General features: G+C 65.8%; 19 protein-coding genes. 7 read left to right on the plus strand and 12 right to left on the minus strand.

Annotated features, from left to right (window positions below):
* Nucleotides 1-80 precede the first annotated feature (80 nt).
* Entirely contained in the window at nt 81-3,014 is a 2,934-nt protein-coding gene (locus CFR79_RS03590) for an Rne/Rng family ribonuclease (RefSeq protein ID WP_110546946.1), read from the plus strand.
* 231 nt (nt 3,015-3,245) lie between these two features.
* Here CFR79_RS03590 and CFR79_RS03595 read toward each other — a convergent pair whose 3' ends face one another.
* From CFR79_RS03595 to CFR79_RS03610, 4 genes are read right to left on the minus strand one after another with little or no spacing between them, the layout of a single operon-like run.
* Nucleotides 3,246-4,751, minus strand: coding sequence for an ATP-binding protein (locus CFR79_RS03595; RefSeq protein ID WP_110546947.1), 1,506 nt, complete (start codon nt 4,749-4,751; stop codon nt 3,246-3,248).
* The gene (locus tag CFR79_RS03600; RefSeq protein ID WP_110546948.1) at nt 4,748-6,004 is read right to left on the minus strand and encodes a TIGR03862 family flavoprotein; all 1,257 of its coding nucleotides are present in this window, start codon (nt 6,002-6,004) and stop codon (nt 4,748-4,750) included. Before CFR79_RS03600 ends, CFR79_RS03595 begins: the two co-directional genes overlap by 4 nt.
* Complete coding sequence (gene cysE, locus CFR79_RS03605) at nt 6,004-6,867, minus strand: serine O-acetyltransferase (protein WP_102324726.1); 864 nt, start codon at nt 6,865-6,867, stop codon at nt 6,004-6,006. The genes CFR79_RS03600 and cysE overlap by 1 nt, the downstream gene beginning before the upstream one ends.
* Before the next feature lie 53 nt (nt 6,868-6,920).
* Nucleotides 6,921-8,153 (minus strand): UbiH/UbiF/VisC/COQ6 family ubiquinone biosynthesis hydroxylase, encoded by a 1,233-nt coding sequence (locus CFR79_RS03610; RefSeq protein ID WP_102324727.1) that lies wholly within the window; start codon nt 8,151-8,153, stop codon nt 6,921-6,923.
* Between the two features lie 203 nt (nt 8,154-8,356).
* On the opposite strand from CFR79_RS03610, the gene CFR79_RS03615 reads away from it, so the two are divergent.
* Together CFR79_RS03615 and CFR79_RS03620 are read left to right on the plus strand one after the other, a co-directional pair.
* Complete coding sequence (locus CFR79_RS03615; protein WP_102324728.1) at nt 8,357-8,695, plus strand: P-II family nitrogen regulator; 339 nt, start codon at nt 8,357-8,359, stop codon at nt 8,693-8,695.
* A 41-nt stretch (nt 8,696-8,736) separates the two neighbouring features.
* Nucleotides 8,737-9,225, plus strand: a complete 489-nt coding sequence (locus CFR79_RS03620) for a hypothetical protein (RefSeq protein ID WP_110546949.1) — start codon at nt 8,737-8,739, stop codon at nt 9,223-9,225.
* A 25-nt stretch (nt 9,226-9,250) separates the two neighbouring features.
* On the opposite strand, the gene CFR79_RS03625 is transcribed toward CFR79_RS03620, so the two are convergent.
* The 3 genes from CFR79_RS03625 to CFR79_RS03635 are packed head-to-tail and all read right to left on the minus strand — an operon-like array spanning nt 9,251 to nt 12,168.
* Nucleotides 9,251-10,159 (minus strand): aspartyl protease family protein, encoded by a 909-nt coding sequence (locus CFR79_RS03625; protein WP_110546988.1) that lies wholly within the window; start codon nt 10,157-10,159, stop codon nt 9,251-9,253.
* A 50-nt stretch (nt 10,160-10,209) separates the two neighbouring features.
* Nucleotides 10,210-11,166 (minus strand): prolyl aminopeptidase, encoded by a 957-nt coding sequence (gene pip / locus CFR79_RS03630; protein WP_110546950.1) that lies wholly within the window; start codon nt 11,164-11,166, stop codon nt 10,210-10,212.
* A gap of 12 nt (nt 11,167-11,178) precedes the next feature.
* Nucleotides 11,179-12,168 carry a tyrosine recombinase XerC gene (locus CFR79_RS03635; RefSeq protein ID WP_181417347.1) on the minus strand — a complete coding sequence of 330 codons (990 nt, stop codon included), beginning with the start codon at nt 12,166-12,168 and terminating at the stop codon, nt 11,179-11,181.
* A gap of 148 nt (nt 12,169-12,316) precedes the next feature.
* Here CFR79_RS03635 and CFR79_RS03640 point away from each other — a divergent pair, with 148 nt between their 5' ends.
* Nucleotides 12,317-14,563, plus strand: a complete 2,247-nt coding sequence (locus tag CFR79_RS03640) for a primosomal protein N' (RefSeq protein WP_110546951.1) — start codon at nt 12,317-12,319, stop codon at nt 14,561-14,563.
* A gap of 3 nt (nt 14,564-14,566) precedes the next feature.
* On the opposite strand, the gene CFR79_RS03645 is transcribed toward CFR79_RS03640, so the two are convergent.
* Nucleotides 14,567-15,994: a DNA methyltransferase gene (locus tag CFR79_RS03645; RefSeq protein WP_110546952.1), complete on the minus strand. Its 1,428-nt coding sequence runs from the start codon at nt 15,992-15,994 to the stop codon at nt 14,567-14,569.
* Nucleotides 15,995-16,005: 11 nt separating this feature from the next.
* Nucleotides 16,006-17,691: an NAD(P)/FAD-dependent oxidoreductase gene (locus CFR79_RS03650; RefSeq protein ID WP_110546990.1), complete on the minus strand. Its 1,686-nt coding sequence runs from the start codon at nt 17,689-17,691 to the stop codon at nt 16,006-16,008.
* A gap of 152 nt (nt 17,692-17,843) precedes the next feature.
* Here CFR79_RS03650 and CFR79_RS03655 point away from each other — a divergent pair, with 152 nt between their 5' ends.
* The 3 genes from CFR79_RS03655 to CFR79_RS03665 all read left to right on the plus strand — a co-directional run bounded on the left by CFR79_RS03655 (nt 17,844) and on the right by CFR79_RS03665 (nt 21,369).
* The gene (locus tag CFR79_RS03655; protein ID WP_102324734.1) at nt 17,844-18,893 is read left to right on the plus strand and encodes a cation diffusion facilitator family transporter; all 1,050 of its coding nucleotides are present in this window, start codon (nt 17,844-17,846) and stop codon (nt 18,891-18,893) included.
* 22 nt (nt 18,894-18,915) lie between these two features.
* Nucleotides 18,916-19,818, plus strand: a complete 903-nt coding sequence (locus CFR79_RS03660) for a cation diffusion facilitator family transporter (protein ID WP_102324857.1) — start codon at nt 18,916-18,918, stop codon at nt 19,816-19,818.
* Nucleotides 19,819-20,016: 198 nt separating this feature from the next.
* On the plus strand, nt 20,017-21,369 hold the full coding sequence (locus CFR79_RS03665) for a chloride channel protein (protein WP_110546991.1): 1,353 nt from the start codon (nt 20,017-20,019) through the stop codon (nt 21,367-21,369).
* On the opposite strand, the gene CFR79_RS03670 is transcribed toward CFR79_RS03665, so the two are convergent.
* The 3 genes from CFR79_RS03670 to CFR79_RS03680 are packed head-to-tail and all read right to left on the minus strand — an operon-like array spanning nt 21,352 to nt 24,488.
* Nucleotides 21,352-22,389, minus strand: coding sequence for a glycosyltransferase (locus tag CFR79_RS03670; protein ID WP_110546953.1), 1,038 nt, complete (start codon nt 22,387-22,389; stop codon nt 21,352-21,354). The genes CFR79_RS03665 and CFR79_RS03670 overlap by 18 nt on opposite strands.
* Nucleotides 22,390-22,428: 39 nt before the next feature.
* Nucleotides 22,429-23,490, minus strand: a complete 1,062-nt coding sequence (locus CFR79_RS03675; RefSeq protein ID WP_110546954.1) for a WD40 repeat domain-containing protein — start codon at nt 23,488-23,490, stop codon at nt 22,429-22,431.
* A complete protein-coding gene (locus CFR79_RS03680; protein ID WP_110546955.1) occupies nt 23,487-24,488 on the minus strand; it encodes a CobW family GTP-binding protein in 1,002 nt (333 codons plus the stop codon). The genes CFR79_RS03675 and CFR79_RS03680 overlap by 4 nt, the downstream gene beginning before the upstream one ends.
* Nucleotides 24,489-24,561: the final 73 nt, after the last annotated feature.

Below are 24,561 nucleotides of genomic sequence, written 5' to 3' on the forward strand. Positions count from 1 at the left end.
TTCCCCCGCTCCCCTCTGCCGCCACGGATCGCGCGCGCAGCCCGGATGCCGGAACGTGACATACCGGAGTGCGCCTATTTATGAGCAAACGCATGCTGATCGACACGACACACGCGGAAGAAACCCGCGTGGTCGTGATGGATGGTAACCACCTTGAAGATTACGATGTCGAGGCTGCATCAAAAAAGCAGCTGAAGGGCAACATCTATCTTGCCAAGGTTATCCGCGTGGAACCCAGCCTTCAGGCCGCGTTCGTGGATTATGGCGGCAATCGCCACGGTTTCCTCGCCTTTAGCGAAATTCACCCCGATTATTACCAGATCCCCGTAGCCGACCGCGAAAAGCTGCTCGCGCTGCAGGAGGAGGAACGCCGCGCGGAAGAAGAACGCCGCGCCCGCGATGACGAGGAAGAAGACGCGCCCGCCCCCACGGCGGAAGAAGGCGAAACCACCACCGACGCCGAAGGCGACGAGCCCGAGACGGTTGGCGGCGAGAACGACACCGGTGATGAGGCACAGGCCCAGCGCCGCATCGCGCGCTTCCTGCGCAACTACAAGATTCAGGAAGTCATCCGCCGCCGTCAGGTCCTGCTGGTGCAGGTGGTCAAGGAAGAACGCGGCAACAAGGGCGCGGCGCTGACCACCTATGTCTCGCTGGCGGGCCGTTACTGCGTGCTGATGCCCAACTCGCTGCGCGGCGGCGGGGTTTCGCGCAAGATTACGTCGGTGGCCGACCGCCGCCGCCTGCGTGACATCATTACCGAACTGCAGATTCCCCGTGGCATGGCCATGATCGTACGCACCGCCGGCGCCCAGCGCCCGCGCGCCGAAGTCATGCGCGACTGCGAATACCTGCTGCGCCTGTGGGACGACATCCGCCAGCACACGCTGGAATCTGTGGCCCCTGCCCTGATCTATGAGGAAGCCAGCCTCATCAAGCGCGCGATCCGCGACATCTATACGCGCGAAGTGGGCGAAATCCTGATCGATGGCGAGCCGGGCTGGAAGTCCGCGCGTGAGTTCATGCGCATGCTCATGCCGCAGAACGCGCAGAAGGTCCGCCTGTGGCAGGATCACGAGCAGAGCCTGTTCTCCCACTACAAGGTGGAGGGACTGCTGGATTCCATGCTGTCGCCGTCCGTGCAGCTCAAGTCCGGTGGCTATCTGGTCATCAACCAGACCGAAGCGCTGGTGGCGATCGACGTGAACTCGGGCCGCGCCACGCGTGAGCGCAATATCGAGGAAACGGCCCTGCGCACCAACCTTGAAGCGGCCGAGGAAGTCGCCCGCCAGCTTCGCCTGCGCGATCTGGCCGGGCTGATCGTCATCGACTTCATCGACATGGAAAGCCGCAAGCATAACGGCATGGTCGAGCGCAAGCTGAAGGACGCCCTGCGCACCGACCGCGCCCGCATTCAGGTTGGCCAGATCTCGCATTTCGGCCTGCTGGAAATGTCGCGTCAGCGCCTGCGCCCCTCCATTGCCGAATCCGCGTTCATGCCCTGCCCGCACTGTCAGGGCACCGGCATCGTGCGCGGGATCGAAAGCTCGGCACTGCATGTGCTGCGCGCGATCGAGGAAGAAGGCATGCAGCGCAAGGCCGCCGAGATTTCGGTTCAGGTCGCGCCGGAAATCGCGTTCTATATCCTCAACAACAAGCGTACCTGGCTTTCGGAAATCGAAATGCGGCACAAGATGCATGTCGCCTTCGCCCCCGACGCCAGCCTGCAGCCGCAGGAATGCAAGATCGAGCGCGTAAGCCAGCAGACGGCCCGCTTCGAGGCGCCCGCCGCCATCGAACACGCCCCTGCCGAAAACAGCCATGTGCGTGAAATCCAGATCCAGACCGAACCGCCCGTGGCCGAAGTGACACCGGAAGCCCCCCGCGCGACGGAAGAGGACGAGGATATCGCATCGGGCACCGACCACCGTCGCCGCCGTCGTCGCCGTCGCCGTCGTGGTGGCAGCGCCGCAGCCACGACCACGCAGCCCGAACAGGCGACCCAGAGCGTGGAAGCCGAAGCCGCACCGGTCCCCGCTCAGGAAACGCCTGCCGCAACCCCGGCCTATCGTGGCCCCACCCCGGCCGATCCGTATGGCGATGCCATCATCGACATCTTCGATGTGATCGAGCAGACCACGGCCCCCGTGGAAACCGTGGTGGAAGAAGTGGTGGACCTGCCGCAGGCCGAGCCGGTGGTGATCGTGGAAGCCGAAGCAACCCCGGTTGCGGAGGAAGAAACCACCAAGCCGCGCCGCCGCCGTCGCACGCGCCGTAGCCGCACGCCAGCGGAAGGCACTACACCGGTGGAAGCCGAAGCAGCCCCTGCTGTCGAAGCCACCGCGCCGGAAGCCGAACCGCAGCCTGAGCCGGAAGCCGCCCCTGCGGAAGCCGAACAGGTGGAGGAAGCGCCCAAGCCGCGCCGCCGCCGTGCCGCGACCACCACGCGCCGCACGACAACGCGCCGCAAGGTAGCCGAGACGCCGGAAGAAGCCGCACCGGCGCAGGCCGAGGCCACACCGGCGGAAGAACCGGCAGCCGAGGAAGCGGCCCCGGCCAAACCCGCACGCAAGCGGGCGGCAAGCCGCGCGACCGGCACCACGGCAACCACCCGTCGCCGCGCCACCACGCGCAAGACGGCCAAGGCGGACGAACCGGTCGAAGCCGCAACCCCGGCAGCCGAACCCGCAGCCGAGGCCCCTGCCGCGGAGGAAGCACCCAAGCCGCGCCGCACCACGCGCCGCAAGAAGGTGGAACCGGCTGAAGCCGCACCGGAAGGGGAAGCCGTAGCGGAAAAGGCGACACCGGAAGCCGAGGCAAAGCCCGCGCCGAAAAAGCGGACCACGACCCGCAAGGCGACCACCACCACTGCAACGGCCACCCGCGCCCGCCGCACCCGTAAGACAACGGAAGCGGCGGCTGCGGAAGCCACACCGGAAACCCCGGTGGTCGCACCGGTGGACGTGGACGAAAGTCCCGCCCCACGCCGCCGCACCGGCTGGTGGAAGCGCTGATAGCGCGGCCAGCAGGCTGAAAGTAAAAAACCTGCCTTCGCAAGAAGGCAGGTTTTTTATTGTCTGCGACAGAAGCTCCGCCCCTGAAACCGGGATGGTGCCTGTTCAGACGAACCTGACGCCAGCCATCATTTTTCCATAGCTTGAGGGTGATCGGCACCCTTCCCAATCACGCTGCACTTTCGGCTTCGGTGGCATACTTCCTCGTCCCGAAAATATATGTGCTGGCCCCTAACCCTCGCTCCCGTCCGGCATGGCCGGAGCGGTCTGCCAGCCTGCACCGATGATGGCGGCGCTGCGGCGGCCCAGCCCGTCATGGCGCAGCACGATCATGTTCTGCTCCTCCAGATAGGCAAGCTGACGCCGGGCGCGACCAAGCGAATGGGTGCCATAGGTGCGGGCGATCACGCTGTCCGACGGGCAGGGCTGGTTATGAAGGGCCGCACGGGCGATCAGCAGGAATATCCCCTGCACATCATCGGGCAGAGCGGCGGCCATCTGTTCGGCGTCCCGCCACTGCTCGCTTTCCGCCGTGGTGCTGTCCACCCCGGCCTTGGCCACGGCCAGCAGGCGACGGAAACGGGGCATGTCCAGCGCATCGCGCCCCATCCCCTCGATCCGGCAGCGGACCAGAAAATCCTGATACAGCACATGGGCGGGGCGGAAGCCCGCATCCTCATCGCGCAGTATGTCGGTCAGGATTTCGATAAAACGCAGCCGCTGGGCTGCCGCGTCCACGGGCGGGGCTTCTGCTACCGCGTCCTCTTCCGTTTCAACCGTCGCAGTTTCGGCATGGGCGGCAAGCTGGGCCAGGATATCCGGCGGCGGGCTGAAATTACGCGCAGGCCGCTGCGGCATTTCACGCTCGGGTACCGGGGTCAGGATCAGCTCGCGGATTTCATCGCCCGCCGCAACAGGCTCGAATGGCATGAGACTGGGTCCGGCGGAGCGGCTTTCGGTCTCGACCGGGCCGATCCTGACAGCCAGCGGCCTGCGGCACACCGCCGGGCCGAGGGCCACGAAATAACCGCGTTCAAGATCGCGGAAACTTTCCGCCTGCCGCCGTTCCATCCCCAGCAGGTCAGCCGCGCGCATCATGTCGATATCGAGAAACGTGCGCCCCATGAGGAAATTCGACGCTTCCGCCGCCACGTTCTTCGCCAGCTTGGCCAGACGCTGGGTTGCGATCACGCCCGCCAGTCCCCGCTTGCGCCCACGGCACATAAGGTTGGTCATGGCCCCGAGCGAGGCACGGCGGGCTTCGTCCGATACCTCACCCGCCGCCGCCGGGGCGAAAAGCTGGGCTTCATCCACCACGACCAGCACCGGATACCAGTAATCGCGCGGTACTTCGAACATCCCGCCCAGAAAGGCCGCTGCACGGCGCATCTGCACGTCAGCGTCCACGCCCTCCAGATTCAGCACGACAGAGGCCCGGTGCATGCGCATCCGCTCCCCCGCTGCCTGCAGGGCGGCTTCGGTGTGTTCGGCGGCGTCGATGACCAGATGGCCGTACCGCTCGGCAATGCTGACGAAATCGCCTTCCGGGTCGATGATCGCCTGCTGCACCATGCGCGCCGACTGTTCCAGCAGGCGGCGCAGCAGGTGGGACTTGCCCGAACCGGAATTACCCTGCACCAGCAGGCGTGTGGACAGCAGTTCGGCAAGGTCCATGGTCACCGGGGCATCCCCGGCGATGGCCCCGCGCCGGTCCCCGATCGTGATTGCAACACTCATGGCGGTGACGGATACCGCCCGCGTTGCGAGTCACGCAACCACTCCCATGCCCCTTCGCCCGCCATGCGGCCCGTCGCCATGCAGCCCTGAAGCAGATAACCGCCGGTTGGCGCTTCCCAGTCCAGCATTTCACCGGCGGCGAAAACACCCGGCAACGCCCGCAGCATGAAATGTGAATCCAGTTGCGACCACGCGATGCCACCCGCCACCGAAATGGCGCGGTCCAGCGCCGTGGCGGCACTCAGTTCAACCGGCACCCCCTTGACCAGCAGGGCAAGCGACGTGGGATCGCGCGGTGGCGGCCCGTTGCGATCCTCATACAGAAGCGCCATGGCGACCGGGGACAGCCGCAGGGCCTTGCGCAATGTGTTGGACAGGCTTTCGCGGGCCCGCACGCGGGCAAGACGGGTTGCAATCTCGCCCACGCCCAGCGCCGGACGCAGGTCGAGCCTGACGCGGGCACTGCCGCTTTGGGCAATACGGTCACGGATGGCGGCCGAAAGCGCATATACCGCACCGCCTTCGATGCCGGTTTCCGTCACGACGGCCTCGCCACGCACCGTTTCCCCGTTTTCGAGCGCGATGCCGATGCCACGCAGGGGGGTGCCCGCAAAACGCGTGCGAAAGGCGTCGCTCCACCGGGTAGAAAACCCGCAATTGGCAGGGGCGAAGGGGGTAACATCAATCCCCAGCGCCTGTAATCGCGCGCGCCAGGCACCGTCCGAACCCAGCCGCGCCCAGCTTGCGCCACCCAGCGCCAGCACGGTCGCATCCACCCGCCAGGTCACTTCGCCGCCGGGACCCGATACCTTCAGCCGACCGGCCGCGTCCCAGCCTTCCCACCGATGCCGGGTCAGGAGCCGCACACCCTTTGCCGCCAGTCGGGCAAGCCATGCCCGCAGCAGGGGCGACGCCTTCATGCCGCGGGGAAATACACGCCCGCTACTGCCGACAAAACAGGGCTGGCCCAGCCCTTCGGCCCACGCCGCCATGTCCTGTGGCGTAAAGGCGGACAGGGCCGCTTCCATCATGGGCCGCGAGGCGCCATAGCGGGAAGCGAACAGGTCGGCATTTTCGGAATGGGTCAGGTTAAGCCCGCCACGGCCCGCCATCAGCAGCTTGCGGCCCATGGTGGGCATCTGCTCCACCACGCTTACGGCACATCCCCGGGCGGACAGTATTTCGGCAGCCGCCAGTCCTGCCGGGCCGCCGCCAATAACAGCGACATGCGGCCTGAAAACGAATTCGGTCATCAGATAATATAATCAATCGGCGGCAGCATCTGGTCCATGGTGAAGGCGGGCAGGCCGGAATGCCGGGTCCCCACGATACGCGCGGGATTTCCGACCACGGTGGTATAGGGCGGCACGGATTCCAGCACGATGGACCCCGCGCCAACCTTCGCCCCCTCCCCGATTTCGATATTGCCCAGAATCTTCGCCCCGGCCCCGATCAGCACGCCGCGCCGCACCTTGGGGTGGCGGTCGCCCACATTCTTGCCCGTGCCACCAAGGGTCACGCCCTGCAGCAGGGAGACATCATCTTCCAGAACCGAAGTTTCCCCGATCACGATGCCCGTGCCATGGTCGAGCAGGATGCGCCGCCCCAGCCGGGCAGCGGGGTGGATATCCACCGCAAACAGTTCCGAACACCGGCTCTGCAGATGCAGCGCCAGATAACTGCGGTCGTTGTGCCACAGCCAGTGCGCCACGCGGTGGCTCTGTACGGCATGATAACCCTTGAAGAACAGGAAAGGCGTCACGTAATCCGCCGTGGCCGGGTCGCGTTCGCGTATGGCCACCAGATCCGCCGCCGCCGCATGCACGATGTCCGGATCGGCTTCGAATACTTCCGTCACCAGTTCGGCCAGCGCATCATCCGCCACGGAGCGATCGCCCAGCTTGCGTCCGATCAGCGCGGCCAGCGCGCCACGGAAGGACGCATGGTTGCGGATGCCCGTCGCCACCAGCCCCTTGACCAGCGGGTCGCAGCAGCCGCAGGCGCCGCTCAGGATTTCCTGCCACAGCACGTCGGGATCGACATGCCCCAGCGTGGGTGGCCATACGCGGCTGACGCGCGGGTTTGCGGGAATGACGGCAGACTGCTTTTCTGACATGACATATCCGTTCCGGCCTGACGGCCGCGTTAACATGCAAGAGCGCGCCCTGTTTACAGCCCCATCGCGTGCCGGGCAAAACTGCGCCGCAGGGGGGTGATGCGATTGACCGCCGCAAGCCCCACGTCGCGGGCCAGACGCAGCGCGGGATTGTCATTGCCAAAAAGCCGCTCCAGCACGTCGGTTGCCGCCAGCATGAGCATATTGGCCGGGCGCGTGCGCGCCTGATAGCTGCGCAGCACCTCCGGCGCGCCCACATCGCCGCCACGGCCATGCACGCCCACCAGAACCTCCGTCAGTGCGATCACATCGCGAAATCCCAGATTGAGCCCCTGCCCCGCGATGGGATGGACGCCATGCGCCGCGTCCCCCACCAGCGCCAGCCGCGTATCGACATAACGCTGCGCGTACTGGGCGGAAAGCGGGTACACCCACCGCCGCCCGACCGGGGTCACGGCTCCCAGCCACTCATCGCCCATGCGGCGGCGGATTTCATGGGTGAAGGCTTCATGTGGCAGTTCGGCCTGCCGGTAGGCCACTTTCTCGCTTTCGGTCCAGACCAGCGCGGACAGGTTGGGATATTCGGCGGTCGGGGCCATGGGAAGCTGCGCGAAGGGACCGGCGGGCAGGAAATGTTCCAGCGCACGTCCTTCATGCGGGCGTTCATGGGCCACGGCGCACACGATACCGCACTGGTTGTACGGCAGGCGGGTGACGGGTATACGGGCCTGTTCGCGCAGCGGGCTGCGACGCCCCTCCGCCGCGATGACAAGGCGGGCATTGATGACGCGCCCGCTGGTGGTGCGGATTACCGCCCCTTCCGCCGTGCGGGTGACGCGCGCTTCATCGGGGGCGAAAACCTGTATGCCCGGCGTTGCGTATAATGTCGCATTCAGGGCGACACGCAGGGCACGGGCCTCGATCATCGCGCCGAAGGGCTGGTCCGCATCTTCACGCCCGAATTCCAGAAACAGGCGCGAGGGCGGCTGACCCGGCCGGCCGTCCGTGACACGGATTTCGCGGATGTCGCACGAATCCATGGGCAGGCGCGCCCATACCCCCGCCTGTTCCAGCAGGCGGCGCGAACCGGCGGCAATGGCATAGGCGCGCCCGTCAAAGGCGGGATGTTCCATGGGCGGCAGTTCGGCACGGTCGATGATGGCGACCCGCATGCCGCCCTGCGCCAGACGGCAGGCCAGCGTGACACCGACAGGCCCGGCCCCCACGATGCAGACATCGGCCGCAATGGCGTCGGGCGTGGTGCTGGATGTCATGGTGGCGGTCATCGTGTTTCCTGTTCTGGACCCTGCGGGCGGGGCAAGCCCACCGGATTTACTCCCCACACGGGGGAACGCACAAGCGCGCTTACCATATCGGCCATACGAAGGCGGATGACATGTATCATCCAATCGGGGTATAGGACGGGTGGTTACCTTATCCTTCACACACGGTCAGCCCGGCCGGACAGCAGAAATGGAGACATGGTGAGATGAAGCTTGTCACAGCCATCATCAAGCCTTTCAAGCTCGACGATGTGCGTGAGGCCCTGACCCCGCTGGGAATTCAGGGCCTGACCGTATCGGAAGTCAAGGGCTTCGGCCGCCAGAAGGGGCAGACGGAAATCTATCGTGGGGCGGAATATCACGTAAGCTTCCTGCCCAAGATCAAGATCGAGGTCGCCGTTGCGGACGAACTGGTCGATCAGGCGGTGGAAACCATTCTGGAAGCCGCCCATACCGGCAAGATCGGGGATGGCAAGATTTTCATTTCCCCGCTTGAAGGCGTAATCCGCATCCGCACGCGCGAAACGGGTGACAGCGCGCTCTGACGCCTTATTTCCACTATATTATTTCAGGACTGACCAAGCTCATGGCCACATCATTCCGTTTCAAGATTGCAACCGTTTCGCTGCTGGCGCTCACCCTGTCCACCGGTGCGGCACAGGCGCGTGAAACCGCCAAGGCATGCCACCAGAAATTTACCGCCGCCCGCACTGCCGGCACCCTGAACGGGCAGTCCTACAAGGCATTCAAGGCCGCGCAGTGTGACACCGACACGGCGGAAGCAACAACCGCTGCCCGCCCCGCAACGGAAAGCGCACCGGCTGCGGCACCCGTGGCGACCACGCCTGCCCCGCATGCCACGGCTCCGGCCACGACCGCCGCCGCATCGACCACGGCGACGATGCCCGACGCCATTTCCCCCAAATACAGCAAGGAATCAGCAGGCAAGGCCCGCATGCACACCTGCCTTGACCAGTACAATGCCAACAAGGCTGCCAACGCCAATGGCGGACTGCGCTGGATCCAGCGCGGCGGCGGCTATTACAGCACCTGCAACGCCAAACTGAAGGGCTGAGCGCCCGCCTGCATCCGGGACGACCTTACGGTCGCTCCGGCCGCCCGGGCGCGGGACGGACAAAGGCCTGATTGACGGCATACGAAATCCACACGCGGTGCGTGGCGAACCAGTCCGATCCCAGCAGCATTTCCAGATGCTCGCGCAGTGGAGCCACGGTCAGCGTGACATTGCGTTCCAGTTCATGGCCGACCTGCAGACTGTCAAAACGGTGCCAGTGGTAGATGTCCCTGTGCCCGTCCACGCTTGCGGTCACGCCACCGGGGTCACGTTCCAGCCGGGACTGGCTGACACCGGCGCGATGGGCCACTTCGGGCGAGACGATGCGCGAGCGCGCGCCACTGTCCAGCAATGCCGTAACCGGCCTGCCATCCAGCCCCACCGTCAGCAGGAAGCGGTTGTCCTGCCGGGTCAGGGGCAGGGTTTCATAGGGTCCGTCCCATGCCGGTGGCGGGGCGCATACCAGTGAGGCATGCTGGATATTCCACAGGGTCAGCGTGCCGCCGGGCACGTTCACGTCCAGATCGAAACGCGACAGGATATCGCCCCCCAGCAGGCCCGCGACGGGCGGCTGGATCATCGGCTTGCCCGGCAGTTCGCCCACCGGTACGGAACGCGGCCCGAAATCCACATTACCCACCCGCAGGTCCGGCACCATGGCATTGGGGGTCGCCTGCGCCACACCACCCGTACCGTGAACGATGGTTTCATGGTCGGGATCAAGCCGCAGGCGCAGATAACCCACCATATCGGGCGTAAGCAGGCCCCCGTCGGACCCGGTATCGACCAGCGCGCTCAGTTCATGACCCGCGATACTGACAACGATGGAAAGGTAGCCGCCATCATCACGCAGGGGCACCTGGGCTACGCGTTCATGATTGCACAGCCGCGCGGTATCCTGTGCGCGGCTGCTGCCCTGTCCCATGCCGGTCATGGCAATGGCGGCCAGCAGGCAGGCCGCCAGGCACGAACGCGCGCGCGCCACTAGCCCAGCCGTTCCGCCATGGCATCGGTCGCATCGAGCAGGGCGGACTGGATGCCGGGCTCGGTCATGGCATGACCTGCCGTATCGATCACATGGAATGCCGCCTCGGGCCATGCGCGGTGCAGGTCCCATGCCGTGCGCATGGGGGTCGCCACGTCATACCGTCCCTGCACGATCACGGCGGGGATATGCCGTATCCTGTCAACGTCGCGGATCAACTGGCCTTCATCCAGCCATCCGGCATTGACGAAATAATGGTTTTCGATGCGGGAGAAAGCCAGCGCGTAACGCGGATCGGCATGCTGCACGGCACTTTCCGCGGCAGGGCGCAGGGTGATGGTGCGCCCTTCCCACACGCTCCACGCAATGGCGGCTTCCATCCGCGCCTTCTCGTCCGAACCCGTCAGGCGACGGTTATAGGCGGCCATCAGATCCCCGCGTTCCTGCACGGGAATGGGGGCCACAAACTGTTCCCACTGATCGGGAAACAGCCATGATGCCCCTTCCTGATAGTACCACAGCAGTTCCGCCCGGCGCAGGGTGAAGATGCCGCGCAGCACCAGCGCGCTGACACGCTGCGGATGCGCCTGCGCGTAGGCCAGCGCCAGCGACGACCCCCATGAACCACCAAAGACCATCCATTCCTGCGCACCGGTCATGATACGCAGGCGTTCAATATCGGCGACCAGATGCCAGGTGGTGTTGTTGTCCAGCGCCGCATGCGGCGTCGAACGCCCGCAGCCCCGCTGGTCGAACAGCAGGATACGGTAACGCCGGGGATCGAACATGCGCCGCTGGAAAGCCGAGCACCCGCCGCCGGGACCACCATGCAGGAACACGACGGGAATCCCTTCGGGATTGCCGCACAGTTCCCAGTAGACGCGGTGTCCCTCTCCCGTATCAAGCCAGCCGTGATCGTACGGGTCGATCGGAGGGTAGGCAAACCGCTCTGGCATGGGCAATCCTGTTCATCGTGCAGTATCGGGCGGAGTATCGGTGGCATGCGGATGGGCGCGTGTCCAGACATCCAGAAGCCGGGCCTCATCGGCAAGGGTATAGCGCTGGGTCGTGGACAGGCTGGCATGGCCCAGCAGGTCCTGTATCACGCGCAGGTCGGCCCCGCCTTCCATAAGGTGGGTCGCAAAGGAATGTCGTAAGGCATGGGGCGTTGCATGGTCAGGCAGCCCCGCCATGTGCCGCCATGTGCGCATGGCGCGCTGGGCAATTCCGGCCTGAAGCCGGCCACCACGCACGCCCACGAACAGTGGCGCATCCGCGTGCGGCAGCGGATGCACGCCCCGCCAGTGTTCCAGTGCTTCCATTACCCGGGGCAGGACGGGAACCATGCGTTCCCGATCACCCTTGCCGCGCACGCGCAGCACGCCATCACCTTTCGTGACATCGCCCAGCGCGCGTGCCTGATCCAGATCGCGTATATCCAGTCCCAGCGCTTCGGAAATACGCAGCCCGCACCCGTAAAGCAGCATGAACAGGGCGCCGTCGCGTATCTGCGCCATCGGGGTATGGGCAAGGTCGGACACGCCTTCCGGGACGTCGAGCGCCTGCGCTCGGGCCAGCGGGCGCGGCAGCGGGCGGCGCGTGCGCGGCGTGGCCAGCAGGGCCGGAGCAGGATTGTCCACCCCGTGATACCGGGCAAGGTAGCGGAAAAATGACCGCAGCGCCGAGACCCGCCGCGCGCGCGTGCGGGCCGCACGGTCCTGCGTGGTGGTGCGCCTGCCACTCAGGGCGGCAGCATGTTCATGGGCAAGCCAGGCGCGCAGATCGGCAAGGGACAGGCCAGCAAGCGTCCCCATATCCGGCTCCGCCCCGATATGTCCGGTCACGAACGCAATGAAACGGTCCAGATCGCCACGATAGGCCGTAAGCGTAAGGGGGGAGGCACGGCGTTCGGTCTCCATCCACTGCAGAAAGGCATCGCGTGCCCCGGTCGCCATCATGCCGCCAGCCCTTTTCATCCGGTTCCTGCCCGCCTTATACCCCGCCGGGCATTCATGCCAGCCATACGCATGCATGACTGTCTGCATGGAACTGCCCGCACATGACGGATAGACAAGACACAGGCGCTGCCTGACGGTAGAAAAACACATGCCGCATCGCAATCCCATGCAGACAGACCTGCTTCCCCCCCCCGCCGACGGGCGCGTGCGGGTCATGCTGACGCTGCCTTTCGCGGGGCCGCTGGACTACCTTGTGCCACCCGCGTTGGCCATGGCGCGACCGGGTGATATCGTAACCGTGCCGCTGGGCCGCCGCACGGAAACCGGCGTGATATGGGATGCGACATCCAGCCTGCCGCCGGAATTCATGCCCCCCCCGCAAAAGGAAGTGCCCGCCAGCCGCCTCAAGCCCGTCGCAGCCCGCCTTGATCTGCCGCCGCTACCCGCGCAGTTACGCCAGTTCGTGGACTGGGTTGCCGCCTACACCCTGTCGCCGCCGGGCATGGTTCTGGCCATGGCGTTGCGGGCCAACGCGCTGGCCGCCCCGCCCCGGCCCGCCAGCGGCTGGGTTGCGGCCAGCCCGCTGCCGACCGGCCTGCGGCTTACGCCCCCGCGCCAGAAGGTTCTGGACGCGGCCAGCGCATCCCCCCTTTCCACCGGCGATCTTGCCCGGCAGGCCGGGGTCAGCACGGCGGTCATACGCGGGCTTGCGCAGGCGGGCGCGCTCAACGCGGTTGAAATCACCCCGCCACCACCCTTCGCCACACCCGATCCCGCGCACTGCCCCCCGCAACTGGGCGGTGAACAGGCGCAGGTCGCCGCCGAACTGCGCGCCAGGGTAACGGAGGACGCATTTTCCATCACCCTGCTGGAAGGGGTGACGGGATCGGGCAAGACCGAAATCTACATGGAAGCCATTGCCGCCTGTCTGGACGCGGGCAGGCAGGCGCTGGTGCTGCTGCCCGAAATCGCCCTGTCGGCCCAGTGGACGGGACGCTTTGGCCGCCGGTTCGGCGCGGAACCGGCATTATGGCATTCCGAACTGGGGTCGCGCCTGCGCCGCCTGACATGGCGGGCGGTGGCCGATGGCACGGCCCGCGTGGTGGTGGGGGCACGCTCGGCGCTGTTCCTGCCGTTCGAGCAGCTCGGGCTGATCATCGTGGACGAGGAACACGAAACCGCCTTCAAGCAGGAGGACGGCGTCACCTATCATGCCCGCGACATGGCGGTGGTGCGCGCGCGCATGAGCCGGGCACCCGTCATTCTGGTCTCCGCAACCCCCAGCCTTGAAAGCCTTGCCAATGTCGGGGCCGGTCGCTACCGCCACCTGCGCCTGACCGCGCGGCATGGCAACGCCACCATGCCTGAAGTGCAGACGCTGGACATGCGCGCCGACCCGCCCGAACGCGGGTTGTTCCTGTCGCCGGTGCTGACGGGTGCGATCAATGACGCCATCGGCCGGGGCGAACAGGCGATGCTGTTCCTCAACCGCCGGGGGTATGCGCCGCTTACGCTGTGCCGTACCTGTGGCCACCGCATGCAGTGCCCCAACTGCACGGCATGGCTGGTGGAACATCGCGCGCGCCATATCCTGACCTGCCACCATTGCGGATATGACGAACCCATTCCGCAGACCTGCCCCAAATGCGCCGATACCGACAGCCTGACCCCCATCGGCCCCGGCGTGGAGCGGATAACGGAGGAAGCGCGCGCCACCTTCCCCGATGCGCGGATACTGGTCATGGCCAGCGATACGCTGAACGGTCCCGCCGCCACCGCCGCCGCCGTGGAGCGCATATCTCGGCGCGAGGTCGATCTGGTGATCGGCACGCAGATCGTGGCCAAGGGCTGGCATTTCGCCCATCTGACCCTTGTAGGCATCGTCGATGCGGATCTTGGCCTGGGGGGTGGCGACCTGCGGGCATCCGAGCGCACTGTCCAGCTCCTGCATCAGGTCGCGGGCCGCGCCGGTCGCGCGGAAGCACCGGGGCGCGTGCTGTTACAGAGCTACGTGCCCGACCACCCGGTCATGCAGGCGCTGGTATCGGGCGATTTCGCAAGCTTCATGCAGCAGGAAGCCGAACAGCGCCGCCCCGGCTTCTGGCCGCCCTATGGCCGTCTGGCCGCCCTGATCGTCAGCGCCGATACGCCCGACGCCGCCGACATGACCGCCCGTGCGCTGGGCCAGAACGCCCCGCAGCTTGACGGCGTGCAGGTGCTTGGCCCCGCCCCCGCGCCACTGGCCATCCTGCGGGGGCGCCATCGCCACCGGCTGCTGCTGCGCGCGCGGCGCAACATCGCAGTGCAGCCGATCGTGCGCGAATGGCTTTCCCGCGTACGACCGGAACGCGGGGCGCGAATTGACGTGGATATCGACCCGGTTTCCTTCCTGTAATCCCTATCCGGCGGCCTGAAGCTGCGCCAGATCAGACCGCCAGCCGGGCAGTGCGCGTAACGCCGCATGGCGGTCCGCATCGACCGGCGCACGGGCATGGACCACCACATAATCCCCCCGCAGCGCGCCCCTGCGCATGTCCTGCGCCAGTGATCCCGCGGAATAGGCAAGCGGCACGGCACCCAGCAGCGTCATGCCCGGCTGGCTGTCGAGTGCCCCAAGGCCACTCCAGTCACCCCGGCGGGCGGAATTGAACACCGTCACCACAAAGCCACCCGGCCTGACCCGCGTGGCGCACCCCGCCAGAACGGCCCCCAGCGCACGATCATAAACCGCCGTGTTCTTGTCCCGTCCCCGCGCGTTGGACACCACGATTTCCCGCGCCATCGCCACATCCAGCCCCAGCATGGCGTTCCACATCTCGCTCAGTTCAAGATAGGGCACACGGTCCCCATGCGGCGGGTCGGTCAGGAACAGTTGCACGCCCCCGGCAGGCAAGGCCGCAAGCAGGTCGCCCGCATCCATGCAGGCCAGCACCGCCGCCGGACCACCGTTCATGATATGCCCCAGATCAGTCATGGGAACTGGACGGGCATCCCCCCCTGCCACCAGTCCCCGGCGCAGGCGACCGGCACGCTGGGCGAAGCCGTTCCACACATTGCATTCAAAATGCCGCGCAGGCCGCCAGTAGCCCATGGTCCAGCTACCCGGATCGACCCGCCCGTCGCGTTTCAGCGCGCAGACCATGCGCGACATCTGGCCGATGCCCGCACTCAGGGTCAGTTCAAGCGCGCGTCGCACCGCCGCATCGTCCACCTGCCGTATGGCGTGCAGCAGCAGGTCGATATTATGCAGCGCGCGCCCGGTAAACAGATCCGGCCAGTCCAGTGCCGCGCTGGCGTTGATGCGCCCGTTATCGAACAGCGCCAGCCGCCGCCAGCCATGGGGATAATAGGCGGCAAAGCGTGCCATCATGGCGTAATCCGGGGCCTGTGCCGCGCGCGACGCCCGCCTGCGCCCGGTTGCGGGGCGATGCCATACCGCCTCGATCTCCGGGCCGTTCCACAGCAGGTGGGTGGCGATACGCCCGTCCCCGCCGCAGTAGGTCCGTTCTATTTCCGGCCGCGTCACCCGCGCCAGATGGGCAAGGGCCGCGTGGATATGCCCTTTCCCGCCCGGATCGAGCTGGAAGCGGGCAAGCTGTACCGCCAGCGGGTTAAGGTCGCCCCCCACGAAACGCCGCCCGCCGCGCACGACATCCCCCGCGATCGCACCCGTTCCCATGAACGGATCAGCCACCACATCCCCAGGCTGACTGAGGAGCGCGACCAGCCCGCGCAATGGCTCCAGCGGTTTCTTGCCCCAGTAACGGTGGAAACCGTGCAGTCCGGCATAGCGGGCTGGCGGGCCCCAGTCCGCTGTCTCACCCATGGGGCGTTGCGTCACTGCGCCTCGGTCGCGTGGGTCATGCCACGCTGCGCACCCGCTTCCGGCGCACGACCGGCCAGTGACAGGGCAACCGCTTCGGCAATGCGGATGCCATCAATCCCGGCGGACAGGATGCCGCCCGCATAACCGGCCCCTTCGCCAGCAGGGAACAGCCCGCGCAGGTTCGCGCCCTGTCCATCCGCCCCGCGCGGAATGCGCAGCGGCGAGGAAGTGCGTGTCTCCACCCCCGTCATGACGGCGTCACGCATGGAAAAACCGGCCAGCTTGCGCTCGAACGCGGGCAGCGCCTCCCGAATGGCCGTAACCGCGAAATCGGGCAGGCAGGCGGACAGGTCGCACGGGGTCACGCCGGGCCTGTAGGATGGGACCACGTCACCCAGCGTGGTGGATGCCCGGCCATCCAGAAAATCACCCACCGTCTGCGCGGGTGCGAAATAGCGCCCGCCACCGGCCTCATACGCCTTACGTTCCCATTCACGCTGGAAGGCGATGCCCGCCAGCGGACCGCCCGGATAATCGCGTTCGGGTGTCACACCCACCACGATGCCCGCATTGGCGTTGCGTTCGGCGCGGGAATACTGGCTCATGCCGTTGGTCACCACCTGTCCTACCTCCGACGTGGCGGCGACGACCGTGCCACCAGGGCACATGCAGAACGAATAGACCGACCGCCCGTTCGTTGCATGGTGGACCAGCCGGTAATCGGCGGCCCCCAGCAGGGATGGCGTTTCGGGCTGGCCGTAACGGGCGGTATTGATGACCGATTGCGGATGTTCGATCCGCACCCCTATGGAAAACGGCTTGGCCACCATCTCCACCCCTGCCGCATGCAGGGCCGTAAACGTGTCGCGCGCGCTGTGCCCGATGGCCAGCACGACGTGGTTTGCGGCTATCTCCTCCCCGTCGGCCAGACGCAGCGCGGTCAGGCGCTGGCCGCCCGCGCCGTCATCATCCGTGATAAAATCAGTGACATGCGCGCCGAACCGGTATTCCCCGCCCAGTCCGCCGATCTCCGCACGGATATGCTCCACCATCGAAACCAGCCGGAACGTGCCGATATGCGGATGCGAAAGGTGGAGGATTTCCTCCGGCGCGCCAGCCCGCACGAAGGCGTCCAGCACCTTGCGCCCGTAATGGCGGGGATCGCTGACCTGACTGTACAGCTTGCCATCGGAAAACGTGCCCGCCCCCCCTTCGCCAAACTGCACGTTGCTTTCGGGGGTCAGGATGGATTTGCGCCACAGGGCGAAGGTATCGACCGTGCGCTCACGCACCGCCTTGCCGCGTTCAAGCACCAGTGGCCGCAGCCCTATCTGCGCCAGCACCAGTGCGGCCATAAGCCCGCATGGACCCGCCCCGATCACAACAGGGCGCATGAAACCGGGGCGGGCGGCAAGCTGTGCCCCGTCATTCAGGACAAAACGGTACGACGTATCCGGCGTCGGCATGATGTCACGGGCATCGGCATGGGCGGCCAGAACGGCGGCTTCGTCACGCACGGCGCAGTCCAGCGTGTAGACCAGCACGATCCGCCCGCGCCTGCGCGCGTCATGCCCGCGACGGAATACGGTGATCTGCCCGATATCCGCCTCCGCCACGCCCATCCGCGCGGCCGCGGCCTGTTTCAGCTCGGCCTGTGTATGGTCGATCGGCAGGCGCAGTTGGGTCAGTCTGATCATCGGGTCACGTTTCCATGGCAGGTTGGGGCCGTACGGGTGCCATATCATGCCGGGTGGCCGTACAAAATGTGCTAAGTGCTGGTGACGCGACGCAACCTTCTGCTAGAAGGCGGCGACAGTTCCGGTTCTCCCTGACAAATGGATGCGGCCCCATGGGCGAATGCCAGCACAACCATGGCGAACACAGCCATTCCCATGACCACGACCATACCGATCATGCTGGCCACGCCGGTCATGCGGAGCATGGAGATCATGGTCATGACCGGTGCGACCATGGCCATGGCGGGGGCTTTGGCCACCATCACGTGCATACGCCCGCGTCCTATGGCCGGGCGTTCGCGCTGGGGATTACGCTCAACCTTGCCTATGTAGCGGGCGAAGCCATATGGGGCGTGCGCAGCCATGCGCTGTCGCTGCTGGCCGATGCGGGGCACAACCTGTCCGACGTGCTGGCGCTGGGGGCCGCGTGGGTGGCGGAAATCCTTTCGCGCCGCTCCCCCAGCACGAATTTCACTTACGGGCTGCGCCGGTCCTCCATCCTTGCGGCCCTTGGCAATGCCGTGGCGCTGCTGGTCGTGACCGGCGGCATCATGTGGGAAGCGGTGCTGCGCCTGATCCATCCGCATCCGGTCGCCGGTGTCGAGGTGATGGTGGTGGCCGGAATCGGCATCGCCGTAAACGGGATGACCGCGATGCTGTTCGCAAGCGGCGGAAAAAACGACATCAACCTGCGCGGCGCGTTCATGCACATGGCATCGGACGCGCTCATGTCGCTTGCGGTCGTGGCCGGGGGCGGGCTGATCCTGCTGACCGGCTGGCTGCGGACTGATCCGGTCATCTGTCTTGTCGTGTCGCTGTCCATCATCCTTGCCACATGGTCGCTGCTGCGCGATTCGCTGGACATGGCGCTGGACCGCGTGCCGCGTGGCATCGATCCCGCGCAGGTGGACACCTACCTGCGCACGCTGCCCGGCGTATGCGACCTGCATGACCTGCATATCTGGCCACTCAGCACCACCGAGACGGCGCTGACCGTCCACCTTGTGCGCGCCGCCACCGAAAACGGTCAGGCGACCGACGGCCTGCTGAACCGGGCCGCGCGCGAACTGCATGAACGCTTCGGCATCGTGCATCCCACCTTCCAGATCGAGACCCTGAACGATGCCGACCAGTGCAGTCTTGCCAGCGCCCACACCGTCTGACCGCAGGGGTATGTCAGCCAGCATGTTTGCCAATACCGATACCAAGATCCTCGCGGCATGGTGCAGCGTTGCCGTCAGCCTTATCGCGCTGGGCATGAAATACGCCGCATGGCGCACCACCGGCAGTATCGCGCTGTATTCCGATGCGATCGAGACAATCATCAACGTGGTGTCCGCCGTGGCCGGGCTATGGGCGCTGCGCGTCGCCAGCCTGCCGCCCGACCACAACCACACCTACGGTCATTACAAGGCCGAATACCTGTCCGCCGTGGCGGAAGGCGTGCTGGTCGTCATTACCGCCGTGACCATCGCGCATGAGGCATGGATCGGATTCCAGCACATGCACCGGCCGGAGGATTCCCTGCTGGGCATCTCGCTCAATGGCGGGGCGGGGCTGCTCAACCTTGTGTGGGGGCTGTTCCTGCTGCGCATGGGCCGTGCCCACCACTCTCCCGCCCTTGTGGCGAGCGGACATCATGTCCTGTCGGATGTTTCGACATCCGGCGTGCTGATCGTGGGCTTCATCCTGATCCCGCTGACCGGCTGGCTGTGGCTGGACCCGCTGCTGGCGGCACTGATCGCGGTGAATGTGCTGCGCACGGGGTGGGAGATGATGCGCACCTCCATCGCGGGGCTTATGGATGAAGCACCGAATTCGGAAACGCTGGGCGAAATCCGCTCCATCATTTCCCATACCGCCGCTGGCGCGCTGGAAGCCCACGACATCCGCGCGCGCATTGTCGGCGCCATGACCTTCATCGAATTCCATCTGGTCGTGCCGGGTTCCATGAGCGTGGAAAACGCCCACCATATCTGCGACCGGATAGAAGATGGCCTGCGCGAAGGGCTGGGCGATGCGCTGATCAACATTCACGTCGAACCCGAACGCAAGGCCAAGCATAGCGGGGTGCTGGTCCTGCCCTGACGGGCAGCCTCCCGCCCGAATGGGGTCTCCATCCCGCCATGATGGGGCCACTAATACTGGCAATAACCACCGGGCCTGCGTTAAAACTGGTCCGGCACCCGCAACCGGCCTGCCCAACCCGGTTTATCCGTCCGTGCTGTTACTGAAAGTGCATTGCCGTTCATGCGCACCGACCTGACCGAAAGACGCAAGCGGCACATGCGCCACCTGCGCCGTTCCGCCCGCATCACCACCGAACAGTGGCGACGCAAGCTGGCCTGCTGGGCAGCGGCTGTCGTGGTGGGATTCGTGGCCGTGGGTTTCGCCATGGCGGCGGACGCGGCGGCCACGTTGCGCACGCACATCATCCATATCAATCCGTGGATCATGCTGGTGCTGACGCCGGGTGGACTGGCGCTGTCCTCATGGCTGACACGCACATGGTTCCGTGGCGCGCAGGGCAGCGGCATACCGCAGACGATTGCGACCCTGCATCTGGAAAACTTCGCCATCATCGATCGGCTGCTGGCGCTGCGGGTGGCGGCGGGCAAGATCGTGCTGACCTCGCTGGGGCTGCTGGCGGGGGCTTCCATCGGGCGTGAAGGGCCAAGCGTGCAGGTGGGGGCTGCGATCATGCATGCATGCGGGCGGTGGCTGAACCTGTCCACCGTCAGCATGCGCCGTGGCCTGATTCTGGCGGGCGGCGCGTCCGGCGTGTCCGCCGCGTTCAACACCCCGCTGGCGGGTATCGTCTTCGCCATCGAGGAACTGAGCCATTCCTTTGAACAGCGCACCAGCGGCACGATGCTCACGGGTGTCATCCTGTCAGGTGTGACCGCGATAGCACTGGTGGGCAATTACAGCTATTTCGGCCATACCGACGTGATCGTGCCCGTGGGCATAAGCTGGATCGCGGTGCCGACCTGCGGCATTCTGGGCGGTATTGGGGGCGGGGTGTTTTCCGCCATCCTGATCCGCGCGACACGCGGACTGCCGGGGGGACTGGGTCGCTTCGCCAAGGGGCGTCCGGTGGCGTTCGCCGCAAGCTGTGGTCTGGTTCTGGCCATCATCGGCATCGCATCGGGCGGGATTACCTACGGCACCGGCTATATTCAGGCGCATGAAATCATCGAGGGGAAGACCCACTACCCCGCGTCGTTCTTCATCCTGAAATTCATCGCCACCATCATATCCTACTGTTCCGGCATTCCGGGCGGCCTGTTTGCGCCGTCACTGGCCATCGGGGCGGGATTTGGCGGCTGGGTGGCGCAGTTCCTGCCGCACACCACGCCGGGGGCGGTGGTGCTGCTGGGTACGGTGGCCTATTTTTCCGCCGTTGTGCAGTCCCCGCTGACCGCATCCGTCATCGTCATGGAAATGTGCGACAACCAGCAGGTCACGCTGGCGCTGCTGGCCACATCCTTTCTGGCCTATGGCGTTTCGCGCATGATCTGTTCGCAGGCGCTCTATTCCGCACTGGCTGAAGCATTCCTTGATGGCATGGCGTCGGCCCCCAAGCCACCTGTCGCAAGCCCACCGCCGCCGGTGCCGCCGTTACCGGCACCCCGCTGACAGCACGCGGTCATACAGCGCCAGCCACTGCGCGGTGACGGCCTGCGGGGTGAAATGCGCCTCGTAATCCCGGCGGCCACCCGACACGATCCGGGCCGCCAGTGCCGGGTCATCCAGCACGCGGCGTAGGGCACCGGCCAGTGCCCCCACATCATCAATGGGAACCAGCATGCCATTTTCGCCGTCGCGTATATGCGCGCGCGGACCATCGGCGGCACAGGCCACCAGCGGGATATCCGCCGACCAGGCATCAAGGATAACGGTGCCAAAGGGTTCATAGCGTGACGGCAACACGCAGATATCCGCTGCCGCCAGCAAGGCCCCCCGATCCGACCGCCAGCCAAGGAAATGAACCCGACCGGCAATGCCCAGCCTTTCGGCCTGCGCCATAAGGGCAGCGCGCAGGTTGCCCTCCCCCGCCAGCCAGACATGGCAGCGCGGCAGGGCTGCAAGCGCATCCAGCAGGGTTTCAAGCCCCTTGGCGGGATGCAGGCGTGACAGCACCAGCAGTACCGGCGCATCCGCAGGCGTATCCAGCGACTGACGCAATACCGGCGCTTCGGGCCGGACAGAGGGGAAAGTGGGGATATAGGCTACCCGGTCAGCCGGTGCCCCCCGTTCACGCATGGAGCGGGCCATGTCCGCCGTGCAGCCCACGAACCAGTCGCAATGCGCGAAGGGACGCAGGTCCTTGTAATTGCCGAACCAGCCAATGACCGGGATGCCTGTGCCCGTGGGCACGATTTCCGCTGCGCGGCGCAGCCAGCAATGGATGATATCGGGCCGCATGCGCGCAATCAGCCGCCGCAGCGCCAGACGCGCGCCGAGGCGGAGGGGAAAGCGCAGCGGCGCTGTTTCCACATCCATCCCCGCCGCCCGCATTTCCGCCACGCGCGGCGCATGGGGATGCAGGACCGCCTTCTGCGACAGTCCGGCGGCCTGCAGGCTGAGCATGACATCGGTGGAATACAGTTCCGCCCCGCCATTGCCCTGGGCCGCCATGACATGAAGCACGCGCATGCGCTGTCCCGTTCCTTCCGGCATTGCCGTGACTGCCGCCTATCTGGCGGACAGGTCCACCACGCCAGCCCGTCCGTCTTCCGTGCCGAAAGCCAGCGCGCAGCCATCGGGGCTGAAGGCCAGCGCCGACACCGCGCCACCACCCGCAAGGCAGACCGGCAGGATACGCTGAGCACCCGTATCGGCCATCAGCACCGAACCATCGGCAAAGCCCGCCGCCACGATGTCATGCACCGGATGGCAGGCGATGCGGGTACACATGACACCGGGGATGCCGCCTGCCTCGGCCGGAGGCTTGCCCATCGGGCCACCACCGAAGAACGGCCACATCACGATGGTATCCGCCCCGCTTGTCACCAGCCACTTGCCATTACGGGTAAAGGCCATCGACTGCACCTTGGACGGATAGCCGCTCATGCGCATGTTATGCCCATCGGACAGACGCCATCCATGCAGTTCCGATTCCTGCATGGACGTGACCAGCGCCTCGCCCGCCGGGTGGATGGCGATGCCGATATGACTGCCCTTCCATTCCAGCGGACGGACGGTGTCCACCTTCGCCTGCACGAACCACATGGATGCGCCGTTATAGTGCGAGGCCGCGATCCGCTTGCCCTTCGCATCGAACACGATCCCGCTGACGGTGGAGGGATGCTCCAGCACCTTCAGCGTCGTCTGCCCGCTGGCGTCACGCAGTTCGACCTGCCTGCCCGATGCGAACGCGATCACGCCACCCTTGTCGTTGCACCATGTGGTGATGTGTTCGATCCACCGCCGCCCCTTGACCAGATCGGTCACGCTACCATCGGCGGCGACACGGCGCAGGGCGTTGTCGTCCCCCCCGGTCAGGAAGCCGGTGCTGGCGGCATCGGGGGCGATGGCAAGGATCGCGCCGTCATGAACGGTCGTAACATCCCACGCATCCGAACGGCCCCAGTCCGGGCGGCTGGCGACCATGATGTCGCCTTCACCGGTGACAAAGGCAACCTGCCCGCTGTCGCGCGCGATGGCGCAACCGGTGATCTGACCTTCAAGCTGTCGGGTTGCCCCCCGCCGCTCCAGCAGGGACGGCGTCATTGTTTCGTTCACGGTCCCGCTCATTTCGCACGGCAGCTTTCAAAACCGCGACGAAGCTGCGGACGGTTGAGGTTACGCCCGATGAACACAAGGCGGGAGACAGGCTCCTCACCCGCTTTCCACGGGCCGATGAAATCACCATCGGCCATCATGTGCACGGCCTGAAAGGCGAAGCGACGGTCTTCGCCCGCATAGTTCAGGATGCCCTTGGCGCGCAGGATATCCGCGCCCTTTTCCTGCAGCAGCGCGCCGATCCATGCCTGAAAATGCGCGGCGTCGAGCGGTTCTTCCACCTCGAAGGACATGGAGGTCACGTCCGCCTCATGGGAGTGGCTGGTATCCTCAAGGAAATGCGGGGCGTGTTCAAGCGCGCGCTGCAGATCGAAACCACCCTGATCCAGCACATCGGACAGGGGCACATCGCCACGCTGCGCGCGGTGCAGGCGCGCGACCGCGTTGATCGAGCGGATACGCGATTCAATGGTCGCCAGCGCGACTTCATCCACAAGGTCGGTCTTGTTGAGGATGATGACATCGGCAAAGGCGATCTGGTTCACCGCCTCAGGGCTTTCCTCAAGCGTCTGGATGACGTTGTAGGCATCAACCACCGTCACCACGGCGTCCAGACGGGTCTTGCCGCGAACGTCCTCATCCACGAAAAATGTCTGGGCCACGGGAGCGGGATCGGCAAGGCCGGTGGTCTCGACAATGATGCCGTCAAACTTCGCGCGGCGTTTCATGAGGTTGCCGAGAATACGGATCAGGTCCCCACGCACGGTGCAGCAGATGCAGCCGTTGTTCATCTCGAACACTTCCTCGTCGGCATCGACCACGAGGTCGTTGTCCACGCCGAGTTCACCGAACTCGTTCACCACCACGGCGTATTTGCGACCGTGCTGGGCAGTCAGGATATGATTGAGCAGCGTCGTCTTGCCCGCACCCAGAAATCCCGTCAGCACCGTAACCGGCACAAGGGCATTCTGGGCTGCGGCATCGGGCGACGCCTGAACGGTATCGGACATGTGGCCTCCGGTCTTTCACTCTGCGCCATGGTGGCGTGTAGCTTGATCTGTCCAGATATAGGGCCATGCGGCG

The organism is Komagataeibacter saccharivorans (genome assembly GCF_003207825.1).
Taxonomy (GTDB): Bacteria; Pseudomonadota; Alphaproteobacteria; order Acetobacterales; family Acetobacteraceae; genus Komagataeibacter; species Komagataeibacter saccharivorans.

Bases quoted from the DNA above. Each gene is read 5' to 3' on its own strand.
- CFR79_RS03620 (WP_110546949.1), top strand. From the start codon at position 8,737: ATGGCCACATCATTCCGTTTCAAGATTGCAACCGTTTCGCTGCTGGCG.
- cysE (WP_102324726.1), bottom strand. From the start codon at position 6,867: ATGTCAGAAAAGCAGTCTGCCGTCATTCCCGCAAACCCGCGCGTCAGC.
- CFR79_RS03615 (WP_102324728.1), top strand. From the start codon at position 8,357: ATGAAGCTTGTCACAGCCATCATCAAGCCTTTCAAGCTCGACGATGTG.
- pip (WP_110546950.1), bottom strand. From the start codon at position 11,166: ATGCCAGAGCGGTTTGCCTACCCTCCGATCGACCCGTACGATCACGGC.
- CFR79_RS03660 (WP_102324857.1), top strand. From the start codon at position 18,916: ATGTTTGCCAATACCGATACCAAGATCCTCGCGGCATGGTGCAGCGTT.
- CFR79_RS03655 (WP_102324734.1), top strand. From the start codon at position 17,844: ATGGGCGAATGCCAGCACAACCATGGCGAACACAGCCATTCCCATGAC.
- CFR79_RS03635 (WP_181417347.1), bottom strand. From the start codon at position 12,168: ATGATGGCGACCGGGGCACGCGATGCCTTTCTGCAGTGGATGGAGACC.
- CFR79_RS03650 (WP_110546990.1), bottom strand. From the start codon at position 17,691: ATGATCAGACTGACCCAACTGCGCCTGCCGATCGACCATACACAGGCC.
- CFR79_RS03640 (WP_110546951.1), top strand. From the start codon at position 12,317: ATGCCGCATCGCAATCCCATGCAGACAGACCTGCTTCCCCCCCCCGCC.
- CFR79_RS03625 (WP_110546988.1), bottom strand. From the start codon at position 10,159: ATGACCGGCATGGGACAGGGCAGCAGCCGCGCACAGGATACCGCGCGG.
- CFR79_RS03670 (WP_110546953.1), bottom strand. From the start codon at position 22,389: ATGCGCGTGCTTCATGTCATGGCGGCCCAGGGCAATGGCGGGGCGGAA.
- CFR79_RS03610 (WP_102324727.1), bottom strand. From the start codon at position 8,153: ATGACCGCCACCATGACATCCAGCACCACGCCCGACGCCATTGCGGCC.
- CFR79_RS03600 (WP_110546948.1), bottom strand. From the start codon at position 6,004: ATGACCGAATTCGTTTTCAGGCCGCATGTCGCTGTTATTGGCGGCGGC.
- CFR79_RS03665 (WP_110546991.1), top strand. From the start codon at position 20,017: ATGCGCCACCTGCGCCGTTCCGCCCGCATCACCACCGAACAGTGGCGA.
- CFR79_RS03680 (WP_110546955.1), bottom strand. From the start codon at position 24,488: ATGTCCGATACCGTTCAGGCGTCGCCCGATGCCGCAGCCCAGAATGCC.
- CFR79_RS03645 (WP_110546952.1), bottom strand. From the start codon at position 15,994: ATGGGTGAGACAGCGGACTGGGGCCCGCCAGCCCGCTATGCCGGACTG.
- CFR79_RS03675 (WP_110546954.1), bottom strand. From the start codon at position 23,490: ATGAGCGGGACCGTGAACGAAACAATGACGCCGTCCCTGCTGGAGCGG.
- CFR79_RS03590 (WP_110546946.1), top strand. From the start codon at position 81: ATGAGCAAACGCATGCTGATCGACACGACACACGCGGAAGAAACCCGC.
- CFR79_RS03595 (WP_110546947.1), bottom strand. From the start codon at position 4,751: ATGAGTGTTGCAATCACGATCGGGGACCGGCGCGGGGCCATCGCCGGG.